A 19921-nucleotide genomic window follows, 5' to 3' on the forward strand; every position below is an offset into this window, starting at 1 on the left:
GTGCTGAGCATGTACAAGCGTTTCGTGGCCCTCGGCGACTCCTTCACCGAGGGCGTCGGCGACGAAGACCCCGCGCGCCCGAACGGCGTGCGGGGCTGGGCCGACCGGGTGGCCGAGCAGCTGGCGGCCGCCGACCCCGGGTTCCGCTACGCCAACCTCGCGATCCGCGGACGGCTGCTCGACCAGGTGCTCGCCGAGCAGCTCGAACCGGCACTGGCGCTGCAACCCGACCTGGTGTCCATCTACGCGGGCGGCAACGACCTGCTGCGCCCCAAGGCCGACATCGACGCCCTCGCCGCGCGGTTCGAGAACGCCGTCGAGCGGCTCGCCAAGACCGGCGCCACCGTGCTGCTGTTCACCGGGGTGGACGGCGCCGAGGACCCGGTGTTCCGGAAGCTGCGCGGACGCACCGCGATCTACAACGAGCACACCCGCGTGATCGCCGCCCGGCACGGCGCGCACGTGGTGGACATGTGGGGCATGCGGCAGCTGCGCGACCGGCGCCTGTGGTCGGCCGACCGGCTGCACCTCAACGCGCTGGGCCACACCGAGGTCGCGATCGCCGTGCTCGACGTGCTCGGCCGGCCGCACGACCTCTCCCCCGCCGCGCTCGGGCCGCGGGAGCTGGTGGACCGGCGGCGGCAGCGCGCGGAGAACCTGCAGTGGGGACGGGAACACGTGCTGCCCTGGATCGGCCGCCGCCTGCGTGGCGAGTCCTCCGGCGACACCCTGTCCGCGAAACGACCGGTGCTGCTGCCGCTCGAGTGATCAGCGGGGACGCAACCCGTCGAAGACGATCCCCAGCGTGCGGGCGCGCAGCCCGGCGTCGTCGCCGACGTGCTCGGCCGCGCGGGAGGCGCCGACCATCAACGCGATCAGCTCGGCGACCCCCACGTCCTCGCGCACCGCGCCCGCCTGCTGCGCCCGCGACAGCAACGCGCCCAGCGCATCCCGCACCTTCGCACCGACCTCCGCGGCGAGCCGGGGCACCTCGGCCCCGGCCGCGGCCAGCGCGTCGGCGTAGGCGTTCTTCGCCGCGGACACCTCCGCCCAGCGCGCGAGGAATCCGAAGAAAGCGCTCTCCGGATCGGCCGCGGCGGCGAAGGACTGCGCCTCCTCCGCGAACCGGCGCATCCGGTCGGCCAGCACCGCCTCCAGCAGCGCCTCCTTGGTCGGGAAGTGCCGGAACACGGTCCCGATGCCCACGCCCGCCTCCCGCGCGACCTCCTCGGTCGGCGCGCCGGTGCCCCTCGCGGCGAACACCGTCTCGGCGGCGGCCAGCACGCGCGCCCGGTTGCGGCGGGCGTCGGCGCGCAGCGGCCTCGGTTCCGTCATGCGGCGCATCGTAGAGCTTCGTGAGGTACCGCCGGAACGCGGCGAACGGTGGTGATTCCCGGTCTGCCTCTGGACATCGTCACTCCGGTGAGGGATCGTCTTCGGGAAGTGAAGCCGATCACAGGAGGCTCGGCGACATGGTCCTCGGACGCGACGAAGCGGACACCGTTCTCCAGGCACAGACCAGCCAGAAGACCACCCAGGTGCGGCGCGCGGCCTTCGCCAGCGCCATCGGCACGACCATCGAGTGGTACGACTTCTTCCTCTACAACACGGCCGCGGCGCTGATCTTCCCGCAGCTGTTCTTCCCCGCCTCCTCCAGCTACGCGGGGGCGATGCAGTCCTTCGCCACCTACGCCGTCGGCTTCGCCGCACGGCCGATCGGCGCGGCGATCTTCGGCTACTGGGGCGACCGGATCGGCCGCAAGACCACGCTCGTGGTCACGCTGCTGATGATGGGCATCGCCTCGGGCGTGGTCGGGGTGCTGCCCGGCGCGGCCACCATCGGGATCGCCGCGCCGCTGATCCTGGTGACGCTGCGGCTGATCCAGGGCATCGCGATCGGCGGCGAGTGGAGCGGCTCGGTGCTGCTCGCCATGGAGTGGGGCGATCAGCGCAAGCGCGGGCTGCTCGGCAGCTTCGCGCAGGTCGGTGTGCCGGTCGGGCTCGTGCTCGGCACCGGCGGCATGACCCTGCTGTCCGCGGTGCTGCCGGAGGAGGCGTTCGACTCGTGGGGCTGGCGGCTGCCGTTCCTGGCCAGCCTGCTGCTCGTCGCCGTCGGACTGGTGATCCGGCTACGCATCCTGGAGACCCCGATGTTCGCCAAGGTCGTGGCGCAGAAGCGGACTTCGCGCAGCCCGGTGGCCGACGCGGTGAAGCACCACTGGCGGGAGATCCTGCTCTCGGCCGGGTTGCGGTTCAGCGAGCAGATGCCGTTCTACCTCTACACCAGCTACGTGCTGGTGTACGTGGTCGCCGAGCACGGTTACTCGAAGACGTTCGTGCTCAACGCCGTCCTGCTCGGCGCGGCGGTGGAGCTGGCGCTGATCCTGTGGTTCTCGCAGCTGTCCGACCGGATCGGCCGCAAACGGGTGTACCTGACCGGGGCGGTGCTGACCGGGCTGCTGGCGTTCCCGTACTTCGCGGTGCTGAAGAACGGCGGCGAGGTGCTGATCTTCGTCGCGGTCGTGGTGTCGATGATCCCGCACGCCATGCAGTACGGGCCGCAGGCCGCGTTGATCGGCGAGAGCTTCCCGACGCACCTGCGCTACGGCGGCGCCGGGCTCGGCTACCAGCTGGCGTCGGTGTTCGCGGGCGGCCCGGCGCCGCTGCTGGCGACCTGGCTGCTGCACACCACCGGTACGCCGTACTCGATCTCGGCCTACGTGGTGCTCTCGGCGGTGGTCACGATCGTCTGCGTGGCGCTGCTGAAGGACCGCTCGCGAGCCGACATCACCGACGACGCGGTCTACCGGCGCTGACCCACTGGTACCAGCCGAGCGCGGCGAGCACGGCGAGGGCGATCCCGTAGGGCAGCCAGTTCGACCGGGCGCCCAGCGCCCCGGCCAGTCCGGGCACGAGGATCGCCAGTGCCACCACGGTGGCCAGCACCGACCCCCACAACAGGCGCCGCCGTTGCGCGGCGGGCGCGGGCTCTTCACTCACGACTCCAGGATGACACCCGGCCCACCGGCCGGAGACCACGCCCCGCCAAGCGTGGCACCCGGTCCGCGGGCAAAAGAAAAGGGGCCGCACCGGATTCCGGTGCGGCCCCGGAGTGGGACTACTGCTGCGGCGGCGCGGGTGGCGGCTGCTGCGGCGGGTACTGCGGCCGCGGCGGGTTGCCGTAGTGCTGGCCCGGGCTGCGCGTCGGCAGCTGGCCCTGCTGTCCGCCCGCCGTGGGGAACTGCGGTTGCGGCGTGGTCGGCGGCGAGATCGGCTCCGGCGCCACCGGGGGCTCCATGGCGGGCGCCTCCTCGGTCACCGGGTTGCCGCGCAGCGCGCTGGTCGCCTGCGGGGCCGGCGGCTGCGGCTGGTGCGACAGCGGGCCGGGCACCTCCTGCCGCGCCACCGCCTCGGCCTCGCGCACCGCCTCGGCGATCCGCGGGTCGGTGGAGGTGTCGAACCAGCTGGCGACCTCTTCGTCGTCCAGTGTGGGCGGCTCGGCCCCGTCGGTTTCGGCCGGCTCGTACCGGAACACGCCGTCGGCGTCCTGCTTGGCGAACGCGCGGGCGAACTGCTGCAGCGCGTTGCCGTAGTCGCTGGGCACCAGCCACACCTTGTTCGCGTCGCCCTGCGCCATCTGCGGCAGCGTCTGCAGGTACTGGTAGGCCAGCACCTCCGGCGTCGGCTTGCCCGCCTTCACCGCGGCGAACACCTTCTCGATCGCCTTGGCCTGGCCCTGCGCCTGCAGGTAGCGGGCCGCGCGCTCACCCTGCGCCCGCAGGATCCGCGACTGCCGCTCCGCCTCGGCCGCCATGATGGTGGCCTGCTTGGCGCCCTCCGCGGCGAGGATCTGCGACTGCTTCTGCCCCTCCGCCGTCTTGATCTGCGCTTCCCGCTGACCTTCGGCGTTGAGGATCATCGCGCGCTTCTCCCGGTCGGCGCGCATCTGCTTCTCCATCGAGTCCTGGATGGACGGCGGCGGGTCGATCGCCTTGAGCTCGACCCGCGCCACGCGGATGCCCCACCGGCCGGTGGCGTCGTCGAGCACGCCGCGCAGCTGGTTGTTGATCTGGTCGCGGGAGGTCAGCGCCTGCTCCAGCGTCATGCCGCCGACCACGTTGCGCAGCGTCGTGGTGGTCAGCTGCTCGACACCGACGATGTAGTTGGAGATCTCGTACACCGCGGCGCGCGCGTCGGTCACCTGGAAGTAGACGACCGTGTCGATGGACACCGTCAGGTTGTCCTCGGTGATCACCGGCTGCGGCGGGAACGACACGACCTGCTCGCGCAGGTCGATGCGGGCCCGCACCTTGTCCAGGAACGGCACCAGGAAGTTCAGGCCGGGCGAGGCGACCGACTTGAATCTGCCCAGCCGCTCGATCACCGCGGCCTGGGCCTGCGGGACCACCATGATCGCCTTCGCGATCGTCACGATCACGAACAGGGCGATGACCGCGACAACAATGATCGCTGCGGTTCCCAAGATCGCTCTCCCGATATGCAGGTTGTGGTTACGGCTCGGGCGCCACCACGGCCGTGGCGCCCGCTATCTCTACCACGGTCACGGTCGTGCCGGGTTCGATTCGCTGACCGTCGGCGATGGACCGTGCGGACCACACGTCGCCGGCCAGCTTGACACGCCCGGAGTGGCCGTCCACAACGGACACGACCACGGCCCTGGCGCCGATCAGGGCCTCGGTGTTGGTGCGGTGACCCGTCCCGGTGAGGAACCGGCGCTTGAGCGCGGGCCGGGCCAGGAAGATCAGCGCGCCGGACGCGATCGCGAACACGACCGCGTCGACGACGATGTTGCCGGTGATCAGCGCCGCGCCGGCCCCGAACAACGCGCCGAGGCCGAGCATCAGCAGGAAGAAGTCGCCGGACAGCACTTCGGCGGCCATCAGGACGATGGCGACGATCAGCCAGACGAGCGCCGGTGTCATGCGCCCATCGTGGCAGAAGGTGACCGCTCGCGACCAGCGGACAACCCGAAGTGATCTCCGCGTGACCTGCCGGATTCAGCCTTCCGGGTCGGTCACGAAGTCGATCAGCCGCTCGACGGCGCCGATCAGGGGCGTCTCCAGGTCGCGGAAGCTGCTCACCGCGGCCAGCACCCGCTGCCAGCCCTCGTAGGTCTCGCCCCAGTCCAGCGCCGCGCACACGCCCTCCTTCCACGGCGTGCCGCGCGGCACCACCGGCCATTCCCGGATGCCGACCGCGGACGGTTTCACCGCCTGCCACACGTCGACGTAGGGGTGGCCGGTGACCAGCACGTGCTCGTCGCGGATCGCGTCCACCAAGCGGGATTCCTTGCTGCCCGGCACCAGGTGGTCGACCAGGACGCCCAGCCGCCTGCCGGGGCCGGTGCCGAACTCCTCGATCGCCTCGGCGAGCACGTCCACACCGTCCAGCGGCTCCACGACGACGCCCTCGACGCGCAGGTCGTGCCCCCACACGCGTTCCACCAGTTCGGCGTCGTGCTTGCCCTCGACCCAGATGCGGGAGTCGCGCGCGGTGCGGGCCCGCAGCCCCTGCACCTTCACCGACCCGGACGCCGAACGCGCCGAAGCCGGTGACGGCGGGGCGGCCTTCGGCCGCACCAGCGTCACCGGCTTGCCTTCGAGCAGGAACCCGGCGGGCTCCAGCGGGAAGACGCGGTGGCGGCCGTGGCGGTCCTCCAGCACGACGTTGCCGTGCTCGAACCGGACCACCGCGCCGCAGAAACCGCTTCCCGGTTCCTCGACCACCAGCCCGCGCTCCGCCACGACCTCGGGGATCTTGCGTCTGCGCGGGCCGGCGAGGATGTCGTCATAGCTGTGGGAGCGCACGATCCGGGACGGTAGCGCCGGGTTCACCCGTTCGTCGCGCCGCCACGCCGGGGCGCGGCATCACCGCGGCCACGGCCAGCGCGGCGGCCACGAGACCGGTGCCCACCCAGAAGGCGAGGTGGTAGCCGGAGGTGAGCGCCTCCTCGGTCCGCACCGCGGTCAGCGACTCGGTGCGGGTCGCGGCGAGCACCGCCAGCACCGACAGCCCCAGCGCGCCCGCCACCTGCTGGGTGGTGTTGAACAGCCCGGAAGCCAGACCGGTGTCCTCGGCGGCGGCGTCCCGCATGCCCAGTCCCATCAGGGCGGGCATGGCCAGGCCGAACCCGAGGCCCATCGCCACCGTCGGCCCGAGCACGTCGGTCGCGTAGCCGCCGTCGGCGGGCACCCGGGCCAGCCAGGCCAGCCCGCCGCCGATCACCAGCAGCCCGGCCAGCAGCACCTTGTAGTCGCCGAAGCGGGTGGACAGCCGCGGCGAGAAGACCAGCGACACGACCGCGATCGTCGCGGCGATCGGCACCATCGCCAGCCCGGTCGCCTGGGCGCTGAGCCCCAGCACCTGCCGCAGGTAGAGCACGACGAGGAACTGGAACCCGAACATCGCCGACACCAGCAGAGCCATCGTCAGGTTCGCCCCGGTCAGGCCACGCGAGGCGAAGATCCGCGGCGGCAGCAGCGGGTCGCGGGTCCGGGCCTGGCGCACGCCGAACGCGGCCAGCAGCACCAGCGACACCGCGCCGAAGCCGATCGTGTGGGCCGACGCCCAGCCGTGGGACTCGACCTCGACGATGGTGTAGACGCCGAGCATCAGCGCGGCGGTCACCAGCACCGCGCCCAGCCAGTCGGCCCCGGCACGCAGCCCGAGGCCGCGGTCGTTCTCCAGCACCCGCAGCGCGACCGCGCCGGCGACCAGGCCGATCGGCAGGTTGATCAGGAAGATCCAGTGCCAGCTCAGCGCCTGGGTCAGCACGCCACCGGCGATGCTGCCGATCGAACCGCCCGCGGCCTGCACGAAGCTGAACGTGCCCAGCGCCTTCGCGCGTTCGGCCGGCTCCGGGAACAGCCGGACGACCATGCCGAGCGCGACCGCGGTCGACGCGGCGCCACCGGCGCCCTGCAGGAACCGCGCGGCCATCAGGGTTTCCGGGTTCCAGGCGAACCCGGCGAGCAGCGACGCCAGCGTGAACATGGCCATCCCGGCGAGGAAGACGCGGCGGCGGCCGGCCAGGTCACCGAGGCGCCCGGCGAGCAGCAGCAGCCCGCCGAAGGGGATCAGGTAGGCGTTGACGACCCAGGACAGGTTCGACGGCGTGAAGCCGAGGTCGTCGCGGATCGCGGGCAGGGCGACGTTCACGATCGTCTGGTCGAGCACGATCATGAGCGTCTGCGCGGACAGCACGGCGAGCGCGAGCCACCGCGAGCGGGCTGCCGGCTGATCGAGGGACATGGCCTTGACCTCCAAAGGGGCACGATTTGTAACTGGGGCAATGATGTGAGCCCATAGCCGTGCCGGGAAGAAGGCAGTTCCCTGTGCCAGAGGCACATCGATGTACCACTCCTGGTCCCGCGAGTGGTCCTGTGAGGCAGGTCACGATCCGCTTGGGGAACGGGTGGTAACTGAGGGGCGGACGTGGAACCATCCAGGTATGGCTGCTGACACCGCTTCCCCGGTCACCGAGGCTTGCCCCATCGTCGAGGTGCTCGACCACGTCGCCGGCAAGTGGGCGATCGGCATCCTGGTCACCGCCGCGCACGGCCCGGTCCGCTTCACCGAGCTGGAGCGCGAGGTGGAGGGCATCAGCCGGCGCATGCTGACGCTGACGCTGCGCAAACTGGAGCGCGACGGCCTGCTGGTGCGGACCGTGTACCCGACGGTGCCGCCGCGGGTGGAGTACACGCTCACCGACATGGCGCGCGAGCTGCACCAGACGCTGGTCGGGCTGACCTCGTGGGCGGAGAAGTACCGGGGCGAGATCGCCGCGGCCCGCCGCGCCTACGACGAGCAGCAGACCCCGGCGCCCGTCTAGGGGTAAGACCGCCGACCGCGAGCCTCCTCGCATCGGCCACGGCAGCCTTGGATGGTGATCTTCCTGGGCTGGGGGCTCGTACACTGCCGAAATGGAGGACCGCGCGGCCACCGGGATCCGCGCACGTCCGGCGCCCGCCCTGCGCGAGTACGTCGACTCTTATGTCGGCTTCGACCTCCGCGGGCTCCCGACGGGCGTGCACTGCGGCCCGCCCGGTCGCGCGCTCACTGCGGTGATCAGCCTGTCAGATCCCTTGGAGGTGGCGGCGGGCGTTGACGACGGGTCGCCGGTCACCCGATTCGACAGCGTGGCCAGTGGTCTGATGTGCCGCTCCGTCGCGATTCACCACGACGGACGTCAGCAAGGCGTTCAGGTGTCGCTGACCCCGCTCGGGGCCAGGGCCGTCTACGGCATGCCCGCCGCCGAGCTCGCCCACCGGCTGGTCCCCCTTGACGAGCTTCTCGGAGCGCTTGGGGTCGAGCTGGTCGACCGGCTCCGGTCGGCGACCACATGGGCGGCGCGGTTCACCGCGCTGGACGATTTGCTCCTCCGGGCCGTCGGCCGTGGCGCCTGCGGCGACCAGGTGCGCTGGGCGCGCCCCGAGGTGGCCGAGGCGTGGCGCCGCCTCGTCGCCGCGCGGGGTTGCGTCCAGGTCGGGGCGGTCGCGGCGGAACTCGGCTGGAGCCGGCGGTACCTCAGCGAGCGGTTTCGCGGAGAGGTGGGCCTGTCGCCGAAGACCTTCGCCCGGGTCCTGCGCTTCGAGCACGCGCACGAACTGGCGGCGGAGCAGAACCCGCTCTCCTGGGCCGAGGTGGCAACCGTCTCGGGCTTCGCCGACCAGGCCCACCTCGTTCGGGACTGGCGCGAGTTCACGGGCCGATCGCCGACGGCCTGGCGCCGCAGCGAAGTCCTCCTCGGAGCCGGGTAGCCCCAGCCCACCGGCTTCTGTTCTCTTTTCTTCAAGACTGCCCGAAAGCTGTCGTGGACGATCGTCGGCATGAGACTCGTCAACCCGGAACGCAAGGCCGTGGACCAGGTCCACGGAGGCGTCGGCACGCCCAGCCCGGCGGAAGCGCCGTGACGACTCGGATCGCCTGCCTCGGCGACAGCCTCACCCGCGCGCAGTTCAGCGTCGACTACCTGGATCTTCTCGGACGACGTCACGCTCCCGGTGACGTGCGGCTCGCCCGTTTCGGCGTCAACGGCGACTTCGCCCACAACCTCCTGCAGCGCCTCGATGCCGTCGTCAGGAACCCACCCGATGTGATCACCGTGCTGATCGGGACCAACGACGCCCGGGCGAGCCTTCCCGGCTACCCCGTCGAGCAGGCCATGAAGCGCAAACGGCTCCCCGATCGCCCGTCGGCGGGCTGGTTCCGACAGTGCCTGGGAGCCGTCGTCGCACGGCTGCGGGCGGAGACCGACGCGACGATCGGTCTGCTGTCGCTACCGGTACTCGGCCAGCAACTCGACGGAGCAGCGGCACAGGCGTCCCAGACGTACACCCGGATGATCGCCGAGGTCGCCGCCACCAACGAGGTGGCCTACCTTCCGCTCCACGAACGCCAGGTCGAGGAACTGCGCCAAGCGGACCCGCCGCCGATTCCGTACCGGGAGGTGACGCCCGCGGCGGCTGTCGGCGTCCTCGTCCAGCGCGCGGTGCTGCGCCGCAGCCTCGACGCGATCTCGCGGCGGCGACGTCTCGTGCTCACGACCGACCACATCCACCAGAACAGCCGCGGCGCCGCCCTCATCGCCGAGGTCATCGACGCCGGTCTGCTGACGGCGAGCGCATAGGCGGTTCCGTCACGCGCCGTCTAGATCACCCGGACGGCGGCTTCCGCGGCGATGCGGAACTCGATCACCGACGGCAGTTCCGCCAGGTCCAGCGCCTGCTTCAGCCGGGCCACGCCGTCGTCGGCGATGTGCTCCCGCAGCGCGCTCAGGTCCGTGCCCGGTTCGGCGGTCACCGTCACCAGCAGCGTCGGCCGGTCCTGCGGGCCGGACAGCGTCGCGTCCGCCGAGCGCACCTGCGGGTAGGCCGCGATCTCCGACTCGAACGGCGCGACGGCCGCGTCCGCGGACAGTTTCGTCACCCCGTGCGCGGGATCGTCTTCCAGCCGCCAGGTTCGCGTCTTCGGCCGTCGCATCGCCTGCGCGGCCAGCCACCGCAGGAACAGCAGGCCCAGCACGACGGCCGCCACCACGGTCACGTACAGCACCCAGGTCGGCGGCCGGTCGTCGCCGGGCACCAGGGGCTGGGAGCGGTCGAGCAGGCGCAGCCAGCCGAGTGAGGTGGCCAGCGCGAACCCGCCCGCGCCGAGCAGGGCGAGCCCGATCACCGCGAGCAGCGTCCGGTTGAGCCGGGCGGGACGGTTCAGGCTGGTCATGGCGTGCTCCTCACGTGCACCTTCACCCGCGGCCGCCGCGCGGGGCCGATCCGGTCCAGCTGGTCTTCGACCGCCTGCCGCACCTGGCCCGCCACGTCGTCGCCGGCCAGCCGGCTGCCGCGCACCCTCGCGGTCACACTGCGCCGCCGCAGCCGCACCTTCGCCGACTCCACCCCGTCGGCGGACTCGGCCGCCGACCGCAGGCTGCCGGTGATGCTGCGACGGCTCGCCCCGGCCTTGACCGGCGCACTGCTTCCCCCCGACAGGGGCAGTACGAGCGCGCGGCCGGGCAGCACCGCCGCCAGCAACACCACCAGGCCCAGCGCGGCGAGCACCCCGCCGCCGATCGCCACGGGAAGCGCTTCCCAACGCGTGGCGTGCAGCCGGGCCGCGACGGCGTCGTAGTCCAGCACCGGCCGCTCGCCCAGCAGGAGCTGCACCGCGCTGGTCGCCACCAGCGCGCACGCGATCACCCCGGCCAGCGCCACCACCGAGGCCAGCAGGCTGCGCCGGGACCGGCGGATCATGACAGGCTCCTCTCCCGCGACCGGTCGCTGTGCAGCGCGGTCACCGTGATGTCCACCCGCTCCACGACCAGCCCGGTCAGCTCGCCGACCTCCCGGACCAGCCGTTCCCGCGCCGCCCGCGTGGTGCGGGCGACCGGCGCCGGGTAGCCGACCGACAGCTCCACGGCGAGGCTGACCCGGCCGTCCCGCACGCGGGCGGTGACGTTGGCGGGCTGCTCCGGATCACCGCTGCCCACGGCGACGCCGAGCACCCGGCGGGCCGCGCCGCCGACCCCGTCCAGCCCGGTGATCACCTGTTCCGCGATGCGCTGCACCGCCCGGTCGGCCACGACCGTGGTGCCGCGCCGCTCCGGCGCTTCGACGGTCACCGGCTCACCTCCGCTCGCGGTCGGTGAACTGGGACAGGTCGAGCTTGCCGTCGAGCACCCGGCCGACCAGCAGGCCCAGCGCGCCCAGCACGGCGACGATCAGGAACGCGCCGAACCCGCCGAACGCGGCGGCCAGGCCGAGGACGAGCCCGGTCAGCAGACCGGCGATCGTGGCGCTCACGTCACTGCACCCGCGCGGGCGCGCCGCCCTGCGGCTCGTCGTCGCCGGGCAGGTGCACGTCGTTGACGGTGATGTTGACCTCGACGACCTCCAGCCCGGTCATCTGCTCGATCGCGCCGATCGCGTTGGCCCGCACCGCCTGCGCCAGGTCGGCGATGGACACCCCGTACTCGACCACGATCTGCAGGTCCACCGCGGCCTGCTTCTCCCCGACCTCCACCGACACGCCCTGGCCGACGCTGCCGCTGGCGCCCGGGATCCGCTCGCGCAGCGCGTTGAACGCACGTGCCGCGCCGCCGCCCAGGTCGTACACGCCCGGGATCTCCCGCGCCGCCAGCCCGGCGATCTTCTGCACCACCGTGCTCGCGATCGTGGTGGTGCCCTGGCTGGTCACCAGCGAGCTCGTCGCCGGCTTGCTCACCGCGGTGGCCTTCTCCTCGGTTCCGGTGCTCATCTTCTCTCCCCTTTCCGGTTGGTGTTCCCACTTCTTCGACACCGCAGGCGCGCGAACCTCACGCGCCGAACGCGGATCCGTCCACATCGGTCACCACGAGCCGGATGACCGCCTCCGTGTAAGCGCTTCCCACCAGCGCCTTCGCGACCGCGTCCCCCGCCAGCCGCAGCCGTGGCGGCAGCGGCAGCGCGGTGGCGACCAGGCGCACGCGCACGACCTCGGGTGTCAGGTCGACCGCCAGCGCGGCCGGGTTCCACGACGCCACCGGCCGCACCGCGGGCGCGGCCGGGCGCAGCCCGTCCACTTCGGACAAAGCGGTCAGGATCGCCTCGACGTGCTCGGCGCGGGCGGTCATCGGACGACGTCCAGCACGGTCACCGAAACCCGGCCGGGTTCGACGCCGGTGTCCCGGACCAGCCGGGCGCGCACCTCGCGCTGCACCGCCCTGGCGACGGCGGCGGCCTGCATGCCGGCGCGGGTGGCGATGCCCACCCACACCTCCACGTCGTCCCCCGCGCGCCGCACGCCGACACCGTCCGCGGGCGCCGGCGTGAGCCCCTTGACCTGCTGCCACCGGGACCGGCCCCAGCCGCGCACCAGCCCGGCCACCCCCGGTTCGAGCCGGGCCACACCCGGCACCGCTCTGGCGGCGTGCGCGGCCACCGACGCCACCACGGCGTCCTCGACGTGCCACTCGACGTGCACCGGTTCCCCCTCAGCGGTCGTAGAGGTCGTCGACCGTCAGGTCCAGCCGCACCAGCCGGACCCCGATCGCGGACGAGCAGGCGGCGGTGAGGCGGTCCCGCAGGCGTGCCAGCACCTCGGCGAGGTCGTCGCGGTAGGCGGCGGCCACCGACAGTTCCGCCTCGATCAGGGTCTGCCCGTCCTCGATCCCGCCGGCGATCACCCGGCAGCGGCGGGCGCGGATGCCATCCGTCTCGTCGGCGGTGAACCGCAGCACGGCCGCGACCGCCTGCTCGCTCACCTCGAGCGTGCCGGGCTCCGGCGCGGACAGCGGCACCATGCCCCGGTGGCGGCGCACGTCGGCGCGCACCGCGGCCATGATCCTGCCGGTCAGGTCCAGCGAGGGCTGGGCCTCGTCGGCCGCCAGCTCGCGGGTCGCGTCACGCAGCGCGAGGAGGCTGCCGCGGGCGGTCGCGCAGTGCGGGCAGGTCAGGTCGTGCTCGGTGACCGCGTCGAGGCGGTCCCACACGTCCTCCAGCGCCCGGCCGCACGGCAGGTCGTGGGTGGTCTGGTCTAGCGCCATGGCCGCATCACCTCCGCCAGTTGCGCGCGAGCCCGCGCGATGCGCCCGCGGACCGCGGTGGGCGAGGCCGACACGGCCTCCGCGATCTCCTCGTAGGACCGGCCGTGCACCTCGCGCAGCAGCCAGCAGGCCCGCTGCTCCGGGGTCAGCCCGGCCAGCGCCGTGGTCAGGGCGGCCATCTGGGCGCTCACCTCGGCGGCGCGCTCGGGCCGGGCGTCGCCGCGCGGGGTTTCGGTGTCGTCCGGGTCGACGTCGGTGACCGGGCGGCGGGCGCGGATCACGTTGAGGCAGCGGTTCGTGGTCGACCGGTACAGCCAGCCGACGAAGGCGCCGTCGTCCTGGAGCTGCTCCAGGCGGCGCCACACGGTCAGGAACACCTCCTGCACCACGTCCTCGGCGTCACCGGCGGCGGCGAGCATGCGCAGCGCGAGCCGGTACATCGGACCCTGGTAGCGGCGCACCAGCTGCTCGTAGGCGCGCACGTCCCCGTCCCGCGCCCGCGCGACCAGCGTCGCGTCGTCCAGGACCTCGCCGAGGCCGGTCCCGGCCGTCACGGCATCCCGCCCATGCGCAGCCTCCCCGTGTTCGCACCCGATTCACTAGGCCAGACACGGGGCACGGCGAAAGCTCACGCCCCGTTCCGTCACGAGTTCGGGTGAGCGGGGCCACCGGATTGGTGGATCAGCGCTTGAGGGGATGTTCCTCATCGCGCGGCGGGCGCACGTGGCCGAGTGCCGTCTCTGATACGGCGCCGAACGTTCCGAAGTCGCGGCGGGCCCGCGTCAGGCTCAGACGGCCGTTCGGCCCGCCCCGCACCTCGTCGGCGTCGTGCACGTCCTGGCCGTCGTCCTCCCAGAAACACACCGGGCAAATCTCGAACACGCTGCGTTCCCGGAGGGTCAGGTAGCCGCAACACGGGCACGGCCGGCGGCCTCCGGCCGGCGCACGTCGAGCCACGTCATGGGATCAGAACAGCGGCCAGGGGATGGCGCGCCAGTCGTCGCCGGGTTCGGGGAACACGCCCGTCGCCACGAGCATCTCCGCGCGTTCGGCGATGGCGCTGATCTCCAGCTTCGTCAGGTGCGGCGCGAGCTGCTCGCCGAGGTCGCCGCGGATCTTCTCCGGCAGCGCGCGCAGCTTCTCCAGCGTCTCGGCGGGCAGCGGGTCACCCACCCAGCCCCACAGCACCGTGCGCAGCTTCGGCTCGGCGTGCAGGCAGATGCCGTGGTCGACGCCGTACACCGTGCCGTCCGTGCCGACCAGGACGTGCCCGCCCTTGCGGTCGGTGTTGTTGGCGATGATGTCCAGCACCGCCAGGTCCCGCATCCCGGGGTGGTCGGCGTGCGCGAGCACCGCGGGCTCACCGGCCCGGTCGTGGGCGTGCAGCACGATGCGCCAGTCGTCCGGCACGTCCTTCGGGGACCGGACGTCGATCAGCTCCTCGTCGCCGGTCTCCACCCACAGCTGCACCATGCCCTCGCCGAACGGGCCGTCCCGCAGCACTGTCGGCGGCACCCGGCCCAGGCCGGCGGCCTCGGACAGCAGGGCGGTGGCGACCTCGCGGCCGGCGAGCGTGCCGTCCGGGAAGTCCCACAGCGGCCGCTCGCCGGACACCGGCTTGTACACCGCCTGCGCGGAGAGCCCGTCCAGCTCGACCGAGCAGAACAGCGTGACGTTGGAGGCGTCGACCAGGCGGCCTTCCACGGTCAGGCGGCCGCGCGTGAGCAACTCCCTGGCTTGCGGATCGGCTGGACCGACCGGTGGGGCCACGTCTAGCTCTCGTCGGCCAGGTCGGTGTTGCGCCGGTAGCCGTTCTGCCGCGGGCAGATGTGGCCCTCCGGGTCCAGCGGCTCGCCGCACAGCGGGCACGGCTTCCGCCCGGCGCGCACGACCCGGTCGGCGCGCTCGGCGAACGCCCGCGCCGCGGCGGGGCTGAGGAACACGCGCACCGCGTCCGGGCCCTCCTCGGTGTCGTCGAGCACGACGGTCTCGTCGACCTCGCCCTCGGTCATCGCGAGCAGCTCGATCACGACCGCACTGGTCTCCGCGTCCCAGCCCAGGCCCATCGTGCCGACCCGGAACTCCTCCTCGACCGGGACCTCGAGCGGGTCTACGTCGACGAGGTCGTCGGGCACGGTCTCGGGCACCTCGGCGCCGAACCGCGCGACGATCTCCTCCAGCAGCGACGACAGGCGCTCGGCGAGCACCTGCACCTGCTGCTTCTCGATCGTCACGCTCACCGTGCGGACGTCCTCGGTGGCCTGCAGGTAGAAAGTGCGGTCGCCCGGTTCCCCGACGGTCCCTGCGACGAACCGGTCGGGCTGGCGGAAGACGTGGATTACACGAGCCATGGCACCCCCGACCCTATGCCACCGTTTCATGATCGGCATCCGCCGCCCCCGCTTGCATCTTAGTTAGAGTGCGGCGGTGGCTGAAACCGCGCCGTACGGCACCTGGACCTCCCCCATCTCCGCCGCCGACGTCGCCGCCGCGGGCGGTGGCGCGCAGTGGCTCGACGTCGTCGGCGACGCCGTCTGGTGGGCCGAGGCCCGGCCGGCCGAGGGCGGCAGGCTGACGCTCGTCCGCGCTGGTCAGGACGGTGCGGAGGAGATGCTGCCGCCGCCGTGGAACGCCCGGAACCGGGTGCACGAGTACGGCGGACGGCCGTGGCTGGTGATCGGCCGGACCCTGTTCTTCACCCACTGGGACGACCAGCGGGTGTACGCGCGCGACCTGGACGGCGGCGAGGTGGTTCCGGTCACACCGGAGCCGCACGTGCCGCAGGGCGTCCGGTACGGCGACCTCCGGCCCGGTCCGGACGGCGCGGTGTGGGCGGTGCGCGAGACGAGCACCGGGCCGCGGCGCACCGACATCCGGCGCGACCTGGTGTCGATCACCGGCGGCGAAGTGGTGCCGCTGGCGGCGACCCACCACTTCCTGACCGCGCCGCAACTGTCGCCCGACGGCCGCCACGCGGTGTGGCTGGGATGGGAGCACCCGGACATGCCGTGGGACTCCACCGAGCTGTGCGTGGCCGAGGTGCGGCCCGGCGGGTTCGGCCCGCACCGGGTGCTCGCCGGCGGGCCCGGGATGTCGGTCTGCCAGGTGGAGTGGGCCGGGGACGGCACGCTGCTGGCGCTGATGGACCCGGACGGCTGGTGGAACCTGCACCGGATCGGGCTCGACGGGACGGCCACGGCGCTCGTACCGGGAGAGCGGGAGCTGGGCGGGCCGCTGTGGAAGATCGGGTCGAACTGGTTCGTGCCGCTGGGCGGCGGCAGGCACGCCGTGCTCGACTCCGGCCGCCTGGCCGTGCTCGACGAGCACAGCGGAACGGTCACGCCGGTCGCGGAGCACCTGACGAGCTGGGCGGCGACCCTGGCGCGGCACGGCACCGGGGTCGCGGGCATCGCCGCCGGACCGCGTCACGAGAGCGCCGTCGTGCACGTCGACCTCGGCAGCGGCGCGGTGACCGAGCTGACCCCGCCCGTACACCCGCTGCCGCCGCCCGAGTACCTGCCGGTGCCGCGGGAGCGGGTGTTCCCCGGTCCGGACGGCGTGCCGATCCCGGCCTACGTCTACCCGCCGACCAATCCCGGCTTCACGGGGCCCGAGGGCGAGCGCCCGCCGTACCTGGTGCACGTCCACGGCGGCCCCACCGGGCGCGTGTCCGGCGACCTCGACCTGGACTTCGCCTACTTCACCAGCCGCGGCATCGGGATCGTCGCGGTCAACTACGGTGGCTCGGTCGGCTACGGGCGCGCCTACCGGGAACGGCTGCGGGAACAGTGGGGCGTGGTCGACGTGCGGGACTGCGCCGCCGTCGCCGAAGCGCTCGCGGCCGAGGGCACCGCCGACCCGGCGCGGCTGGCGATCCGCGGCGGCAGCGCGGGCGGCTACACCTCGGCGGCGTCCATGACGAGCGTGACCACCTACCGCGCGGCGACGATCAAGTACCCGATCCTGGACCTGGCCGAGTGGACCGGCGACGGCGGCGAGACCCACGACTTCGAGTCCCAGTACGTGGTCGGGCTCGTCGGGCCGCTGCCGGAGACACACGAGCGCTACGTGGAGCGGTCGCCGTTGCGGCACGCGGGACGGCTGGCCGGGCCGGTGCTGCTCCTGCAGGGGCTCGACGACCAAATCTGCCCGCCCGAGCAGGCCGACCGGTTCGTCGCCGCGTTGTCCGGCAGCGGCATCCCGCACGCCTACCTGACCTTCGAGGGCGAGCAGCACGGGTTCCGGCGCGCCGAGACCATGATCGCCGCGCTGGAGGCCGAGCTGTCGTTCTACGGGCAGGTGTTCGGGTTCGCCACGCCCGGGGTGCCGAAGCTGGAGCTGCGCTCGTGAAGACCGTCGCCCTCGTCGCGCCCGCCGGGCCGGTCGGCCCGGAACGGCTGGAGCGGGCGCTTTCCGTGCTCGGCTCGTGGGGGCTGCGGGTGCGCAACCTCGTCAAGCCGGGTTCGCGCCACGCCTCCTACCTGGCCGACACCGACGCGGCGCGGGCGGAGCTGTTCACCGAGGCGTGGCTGGACCCGGAGGTGGACGCGGTGCTCGCCGCGCGCGGCGGCTACGGCACGCAGCGGATGCTGGACCTGCTCGACTGGCCCGCGCTGCGCGGTGCTGGGGCGAAGGTGTTCGCGGGTTCGAGCGATGTGACGGCGCTGCACGCGGCGATCCACCAGCACCTGGGCCTGCCCACGCTGTTCTCACCGATGCCCGCCGGTGACTACTGGGACGACGCCGGCGGTGCGGGGTTGCGCCGCGCGTTGTTCGAGCCGGGACCGGTGACGCTGCCCGGAACCGAGGCGCTGGTCACGGGCGCCGCGCGGGGCCGGTTGACCGGGGGGAACCTGAGCCTGCTCGCCTCCAGCGTCGGCACACCCGAGCAGGGCGGCGCGCGGGACGCGATCGTGGTCCTGGAGGACGTGACGGAGCCGGTCTACCGGCTGGACCGGATGCTCACGCAGCTGCTGCGCTCCGGCTGGTTCGACGGCGTGGCCGGGATCGTGCTGGGCACGTGGACCCAGTGCGGCGACCCCGGGCAGGTGCGGGCCCTGATGCTGGACCGGCTGGCGCCGCTGGGGGTGCCGGTGCTCGCCGGGGTGCCGTTCGGGCACGTCGAGGGGTCGCTGACGGTGCCGCTCGGGGTCGAGGCGGTGCTGGAGACGGAGGCGCTGCGGGTGGTGGCGGGTGCGGCTTAATCCGGCGGAGGCGCGGGCGCGGTTCGTGGCGGCCCGGGTGGCGCGGCTGGCGACCGTGTCGGCGGAGGGACAGCCGCACCTGGTGCCGGTGACGTTCGCGGTGTCCGGGGACGAGATCGTGTTCGCGGTCGACCACAAGCCGAAGTCGACGCACGCGCTGCGGCGGCTGGCGAACATCGCGGCAAACCCGGCGGTGGCCTTCCTGGCCGACGCCTACGACGAGGACTGGACCAGGTTGTGGTGGGCGCGGGCGGACGGCACGGCGACGGTCGAGGAGCCCGGGCCGGTGCCGCTGCTGGTGGCGAAGTACCCGCAGTACGCGGAGCGGCCGCCGGAGGGCCCGGTGGTGCGCACCCGCGTGACCCGGTGGAGCGGTTGGGCAGGAACCGGCCAAACCGGCCGCTGAACGGTGGCGTGATCTCTACGATCGGCGCATGAGAACCCTGCGCGCGGCGGCGATGGTCCCGGCGTTCGTGCTGGCGGCGGCCTGCTCCGGCGAGCCTGAGGAGCCGCACACCATCGTCTACGAGGTCACCGGCACCGGGCAGATCGCGTGGATCGAGTACAAGACCGACGGCCGGAACTCGGTGCGGGACGAGGGCATCACCCCGCCGTGGACGAAGTCGTTCACGCTGCCCGCCGAGGGGACGCAGCAGCTCCAGCTGCTGATCCAGCCTGCGGGCGAGCACGAACTGTCCGCCTCGATCGAGGTCGACGGGCAGCCACTGACGAGCAGCGCCAGCGCCGGCTCCGACGGCGGCGGAACGATGTCGCTGACCGGCGAACTCGGCGGCTAGTTGTGCTACTGACGCTGGCCGTTGAGGGCGGTGTGGGCTCGGTGGTGGTTGTAGTGGTGGAGGAAGTTGGGTAGGGCGGCGGTGCGCTCGTGTGAGCTGGTGAAGGGTTGGGCGTAGGCCCATTCTTCGGCGAGAGTGCGGTTGAAGCGTTCGGCTTTGCCGTTGGTTTGGGGGCGGTAGGCGCGGGTGAAGCGCTGGTGGGCGCCGATGTCGGTGACCGCGGTGCGGAAGGCGTGCGAGCGGCGGTAGGCCCGTTCGATGGCGGGGATGCCGTGGGCGGCGAACACGGCGGCGGCGCGGCGGAGGAAGTCGGCGCAGGTGGTAGCGGTTTCGTCGGGGTGGATCTCGGCGTAGGCCAGCCGGGAGTGATCGTCGACGGCGCAGAGCACGAACTCAAACCCCACCCGGGGCGCGCGACGGGCGGCCTTGTGCTGATCACTGCCGCGACCGTGCGCCCACCAGCCGCCGCCCTCGCGCAGCCGGCCGAGTTTCTTCACATCGACATGGACCAGCTCGCCCGGCCGGTCCCGCTCGTAACGGCGAATCGGCTCGCCGGTGGGACGGTCCAGCCAGGCCAACTTCGGCATTCGATTACGGGCCAGGATGCGATGCACGGTCGAGGCCGGCACGTCCACGACGCCGGCGATCCTGGCGAGGCCGAGCCGGCGGTCCTGCCGCACCTGCAGGACCTCGCGCTCCACCTCCGCAGACGTTCAGGTCGGTGAAGTGTGCGGGCGACTCGGACGGTCGGCCAGCCCGGCCTCGCCCTCCTCCCGGAACCGGCGGATCCACTTGTGCCCGTTTGTGCGGGAAAGGCGTCAAGGACCTTCACCCCACACGGAGGTCTTCGCCTTGATCAACCCGACGCGCTGACCACACCG

Annotated in this window: 27 protein-coding genes and 1 pseudogene; 9 read left to right on the forward strand and 19 right to left on the reverse strand. The window is 72.8% G+C overall.

Annotation, left to right across the window (positions count from 1 at the left end; all coding sequences use genetic code 11):
* Positions 1-9 precede the first annotated feature (9 nt).
* Positions 10-768, forward strand: coding sequence for an SGNH/GDSL hydrolase family protein (locus AMY39116_RS0312075; protein ID WP_020417917.1), 759 nt, complete (start codon positions 10-12; stop codon positions 766-768).
* Here AMY39116_RS0312075 and AMY39116_RS0312080 read toward each other — a convergent pair whose 3' ends face one another.
* Positions 769-1335: a TetR/AcrR family transcriptional regulator gene (locus AMY39116_RS0312080; protein ID WP_027935845.1), complete on the reverse strand. Its 567-nt coding sequence runs from the start codon at positions 1333-1335 to the stop codon at positions 769-771.
* A gap of 137 nt (positions 1336-1472) precedes the next feature.
* Here AMY39116_RS0312080 and AMY39116_RS0312085 point away from each other — a divergent pair, with 137 nt between their 5' ends.
* Positions 1473-2816 (forward strand): MFS transporter, encoded by a 1344-nt coding sequence (locus AMY39116_RS0312085; RefSeq protein ID WP_020417919.1) that lies wholly within the window; start codon positions 1473-1475, stop codon positions 2814-2816.
* Here the strand turns inward: AMY39116_RS0312085 and AMY39116_RS0312090 are convergent.
* The 5 genes from AMY39116_RS0312090 to AMY39116_RS0312110 all read right to left on the reverse strand — a co-directional run bounded on the left by AMY39116_RS0312090 (position 2788) and on the right by AMY39116_RS0312110 (position 7272).
* The gene (locus AMY39116_RS0312090) at positions 2788-3000 is read right to left on the reverse strand and encodes a hypothetical protein (RefSeq protein WP_020417920.1); all 213 of its coding nucleotides are present in this window, start codon (positions 2998-3000) and stop codon (positions 2788-2790) included. The genes AMY39116_RS0312085 and AMY39116_RS0312090 overlap by 29 nt on opposite strands.
* Positions 3001-3118: 118 nt before the next feature.
* Entirely contained in the window at positions 3119-4483 is a 1365-nt protein-coding gene (locus tag AMY39116_RS0312095) for an SPFH domain-containing protein (RefSeq protein WP_020417921.1), read from the reverse strand.
* Between the two features lie 28 nt (positions 4484-4511).
* Positions 4512-4943, reverse strand: a complete 432-nt coding sequence (locus AMY39116_RS0312100) for an NfeD family protein (protein WP_017982381.1) — start codon at positions 4941-4943, stop codon at positions 4512-4514.
* A gap of 75 nt (positions 4944-5018) precedes the next feature.
* On the reverse strand, positions 5019-5828 hold the full coding sequence (locus AMY39116_RS0312105) for a DUF3097 domain-containing protein (RefSeq protein ID WP_027935846.1): 810 nt from the start codon (positions 5826-5828) through the stop codon (positions 5019-5021).
* Positions 5809-7272 carry a DHA2 family efflux MFS transporter permease subunit gene (locus AMY39116_RS0312110; RefSeq protein WP_020417923.1) on the reverse strand — a complete coding sequence of 488 codons (1464 nt, stop codon included), beginning with the start codon at positions 7270-7272 and terminating at the stop codon, positions 5809-5811. Before AMY39116_RS0312110 ends, AMY39116_RS0312105 begins: the two co-directional genes overlap by 20 nt.
* Before the next feature lie 199 nt (positions 7273-7471).
* Between AMY39116_RS0312110 and AMY39116_RS0312115 the strand changes: the two genes are divergently transcribed.
* The 3 genes from AMY39116_RS0312115 to AMY39116_RS0312130 all read left to right on the forward strand — a co-directional run bounded on the left by AMY39116_RS0312115 (position 7472) and on the right by AMY39116_RS0312130 (position 9649).
* The gene (locus tag AMY39116_RS0312115) at positions 7472-7852 is read left to right on the forward strand and encodes a helix-turn-helix domain-containing protein (protein WP_020417924.1); all 381 of its coding nucleotides are present in this window, start codon (positions 7472-7474) and stop codon (positions 7850-7852) included.
* Positions 7853-7943: 91 nt separating this feature from the next.
* Positions 7944-8780 carry a helix-turn-helix domain-containing protein gene (locus tag AMY39116_RS0312120; protein WP_020417925.1) on the forward strand — a complete coding sequence of 279 codons (837 nt, stop codon included), beginning with the start codon at positions 7944-7946 and terminating at the stop codon, positions 8778-8780.
* A 149-nt stretch (positions 8781-8929) separates the two neighbouring features.
* Positions 8930-9649, forward strand: a complete 720-nt coding sequence (locus AMY39116_RS0312130) for an SGNH/GDSL hydrolase family protein (protein ID WP_020417926.1) — start codon at positions 8930-8932, stop codon at positions 9647-9649.
* 20 nt (positions 9650-9669) lie between these two features.
* On the opposite strand, the gene AMY39116_RS0312135 is transcribed toward AMY39116_RS0312130, so the two are convergent.
* The 12 genes from AMY39116_RS0312135 to AMY39116_RS0312190 form a co-directional block, all read right to left on the reverse strand.
* Positions 9670-10242, reverse strand: coding sequence for an alkaline shock response membrane anchor protein AmaP (locus AMY39116_RS0312135; RefSeq protein ID WP_020417927.1), 573 nt, complete (start codon positions 10240-10242; stop codon positions 9670-9672).
* Positions 10239-10769: a DUF6286 domain-containing protein gene (locus AMY39116_RS0312140; protein ID WP_020417928.1), complete on the reverse strand. Its 531-nt coding sequence runs from the start codon at positions 10767-10769 to the stop codon at positions 10239-10241. Before AMY39116_RS0312140 ends, AMY39116_RS0312135 begins: the two co-directional genes overlap by 4 nt.
* Positions 10766-11137, reverse strand: a complete 372-nt coding sequence (locus tag AMY39116_RS0312145) for an Asp23/Gls24 family envelope stress response protein (protein ID WP_020417929.1) — start codon at positions 11135-11137, stop codon at positions 10766-10768. The genes AMY39116_RS0312140 and AMY39116_RS0312145 overlap by 4 nt, the downstream gene beginning before the upstream one ends.
* A gap of 4 nt (positions 11138-11141) precedes the next feature.
* A complete protein-coding gene (locus AMY39116_RS46800) occupies positions 11142-11318 on the reverse strand; it encodes a hypothetical protein (RefSeq protein ID WP_020417930.1) in 177 nt (58 codons plus the stop codon).
* 1 nt (position 11319) lies between these two features.
* Complete coding sequence (locus AMY39116_RS0312155; protein WP_020417931.1) at positions 11320-11772, reverse strand: Asp23/Gls24 family envelope stress response protein; 453 nt, start codon at positions 11770-11772, stop codon at positions 11320-11322.
* 58 nt (positions 11773-11830) lie between these two features.
* Positions 11831-12127, reverse strand: coding sequence for a hypothetical protein (locus AMY39116_RS0312160; RefSeq protein ID WP_020417932.1), 297 nt, complete (start codon positions 12125-12127; stop codon positions 11831-11833).
* Positions 12124-12477: an Asp23/Gls24 family envelope stress response protein gene (locus AMY39116_RS0312165; RefSeq protein WP_020417933.1), complete on the reverse strand. Its 354-nt coding sequence runs from the start codon at positions 12475-12477 to the stop codon at positions 12124-12126. The genes AMY39116_RS0312160 and AMY39116_RS0312165 overlap by 4 nt, the downstream gene beginning before the upstream one ends.
* 10 nt (positions 12478-12487) lie before the next feature.
* A complete protein-coding gene (locus tag AMY39116_RS0312170) occupies positions 12488-13039 on the reverse strand; it encodes a hypothetical protein (protein ID WP_020417934.1) in 552 nt (183 codons plus the stop codon).
* Positions 13030-13593, reverse strand: coding sequence for an RNA polymerase sigma factor (locus AMY39116_RS0312175; protein ID WP_020417935.1), 564 nt, complete (start codon positions 13591-13593; stop codon positions 13030-13032). Before AMY39116_RS0312175 ends, AMY39116_RS0312170 begins: the two co-directional genes overlap by 10 nt.
* Before the next feature lie 127 nt (positions 13594-13720).
* On the reverse strand, positions 13721-13996 hold the full coding sequence (locus AMY39116_RS0312180; RefSeq protein ID WP_084506089.1) for a CPCC family cysteine-rich protein: 276 nt from the start codon (positions 13994-13996) through the stop codon (positions 13721-13723).
* 9 nt (positions 13997-14005) lie between these two features.
* Positions 14006-14809: an SCO1664 family protein gene (locus tag AMY39116_RS0312185; RefSeq protein WP_027935847.1), complete on the reverse strand. Its 804-nt coding sequence runs from the start codon at positions 14807-14809 to the stop codon at positions 14006-14008.
* A gap of 2 nt (positions 14810-14811) precedes the next feature.
* The gene (locus tag AMY39116_RS0312190; protein WP_020417938.1) at positions 14812-15390 is read right to left on the reverse strand and encodes a DUF3090 domain-containing protein; all 579 of its coding nucleotides are present in this window, start codon (positions 15388-15390) and stop codon (positions 14812-14814) included.
* Between the two features lie 76 nt (positions 15391-15466).
* Here AMY39116_RS0312190 and AMY39116_RS0312195 point away from each other — a divergent pair, with 76 nt between their 5' ends.
* From AMY39116_RS0312195 to AMY39116_RS0312210, 4 genes are read left to right on the forward strand one after another with little or no spacing between them, the layout of a single operon-like run.
* The gene (locus tag AMY39116_RS0312195; protein WP_020417939.1) at positions 15467-17389 is read left to right on the forward strand and encodes a prolyl oligopeptidase family serine peptidase; all 1923 of its coding nucleotides are present in this window, start codon (positions 15467-15469) and stop codon (positions 17387-17389) included.
* On the forward strand, positions 17386-18243 hold the full coding sequence (locus AMY39116_RS0312200; RefSeq protein ID WP_020417940.1) for an LD-carboxypeptidase: 858 nt from the start codon (positions 17386-17388) through the stop codon (positions 18241-18243). Before AMY39116_RS0312195 ends, AMY39116_RS0312200 begins: the two co-directional genes overlap by 4 nt.
* Positions 18233-18649, forward strand: a complete 417-nt coding sequence (locus AMY39116_RS0312205) for a TIGR03668 family PPOX class F420-dependent oxidoreductase (protein WP_027935848.1) — start codon at positions 18233-18235, stop codon at positions 18647-18649. Before AMY39116_RS0312200 ends, AMY39116_RS0312205 begins: the two co-directional genes overlap by 11 nt.
* Positions 18650-18677: 28 nt before the next feature.
* A complete protein-coding gene (locus AMY39116_RS0312210; RefSeq protein ID WP_020417942.1) occupies positions 18678-19040 on the forward strand; it encodes a hypothetical protein in 363 nt (120 codons plus the stop codon).
* A 5-nt stretch (positions 19041-19045) separates the two neighbouring features.
* Here the strand turns inward: AMY39116_RS0312210 and AMY39116_RS42710 are convergent.
* Positions 19046-19855: pseudogene (locus AMY39116_RS42710) on the reverse strand (IS481 family transposase); the annotation flags it as partial.
* Between the last annotated feature and the right edge of the window lie 66 nt (positions 19856-19921).

The organism is Amycolatopsis sp. ATCC 39116 (assembly GCF_000231075.2).
GTDB classification, from domain to species: Bacteria; Actinomycetota; Actinomycetes; order Mycobacteriales; family Pseudonocardiaceae; genus Amycolatopsis_E; species Amycolatopsis_E tucumanensis.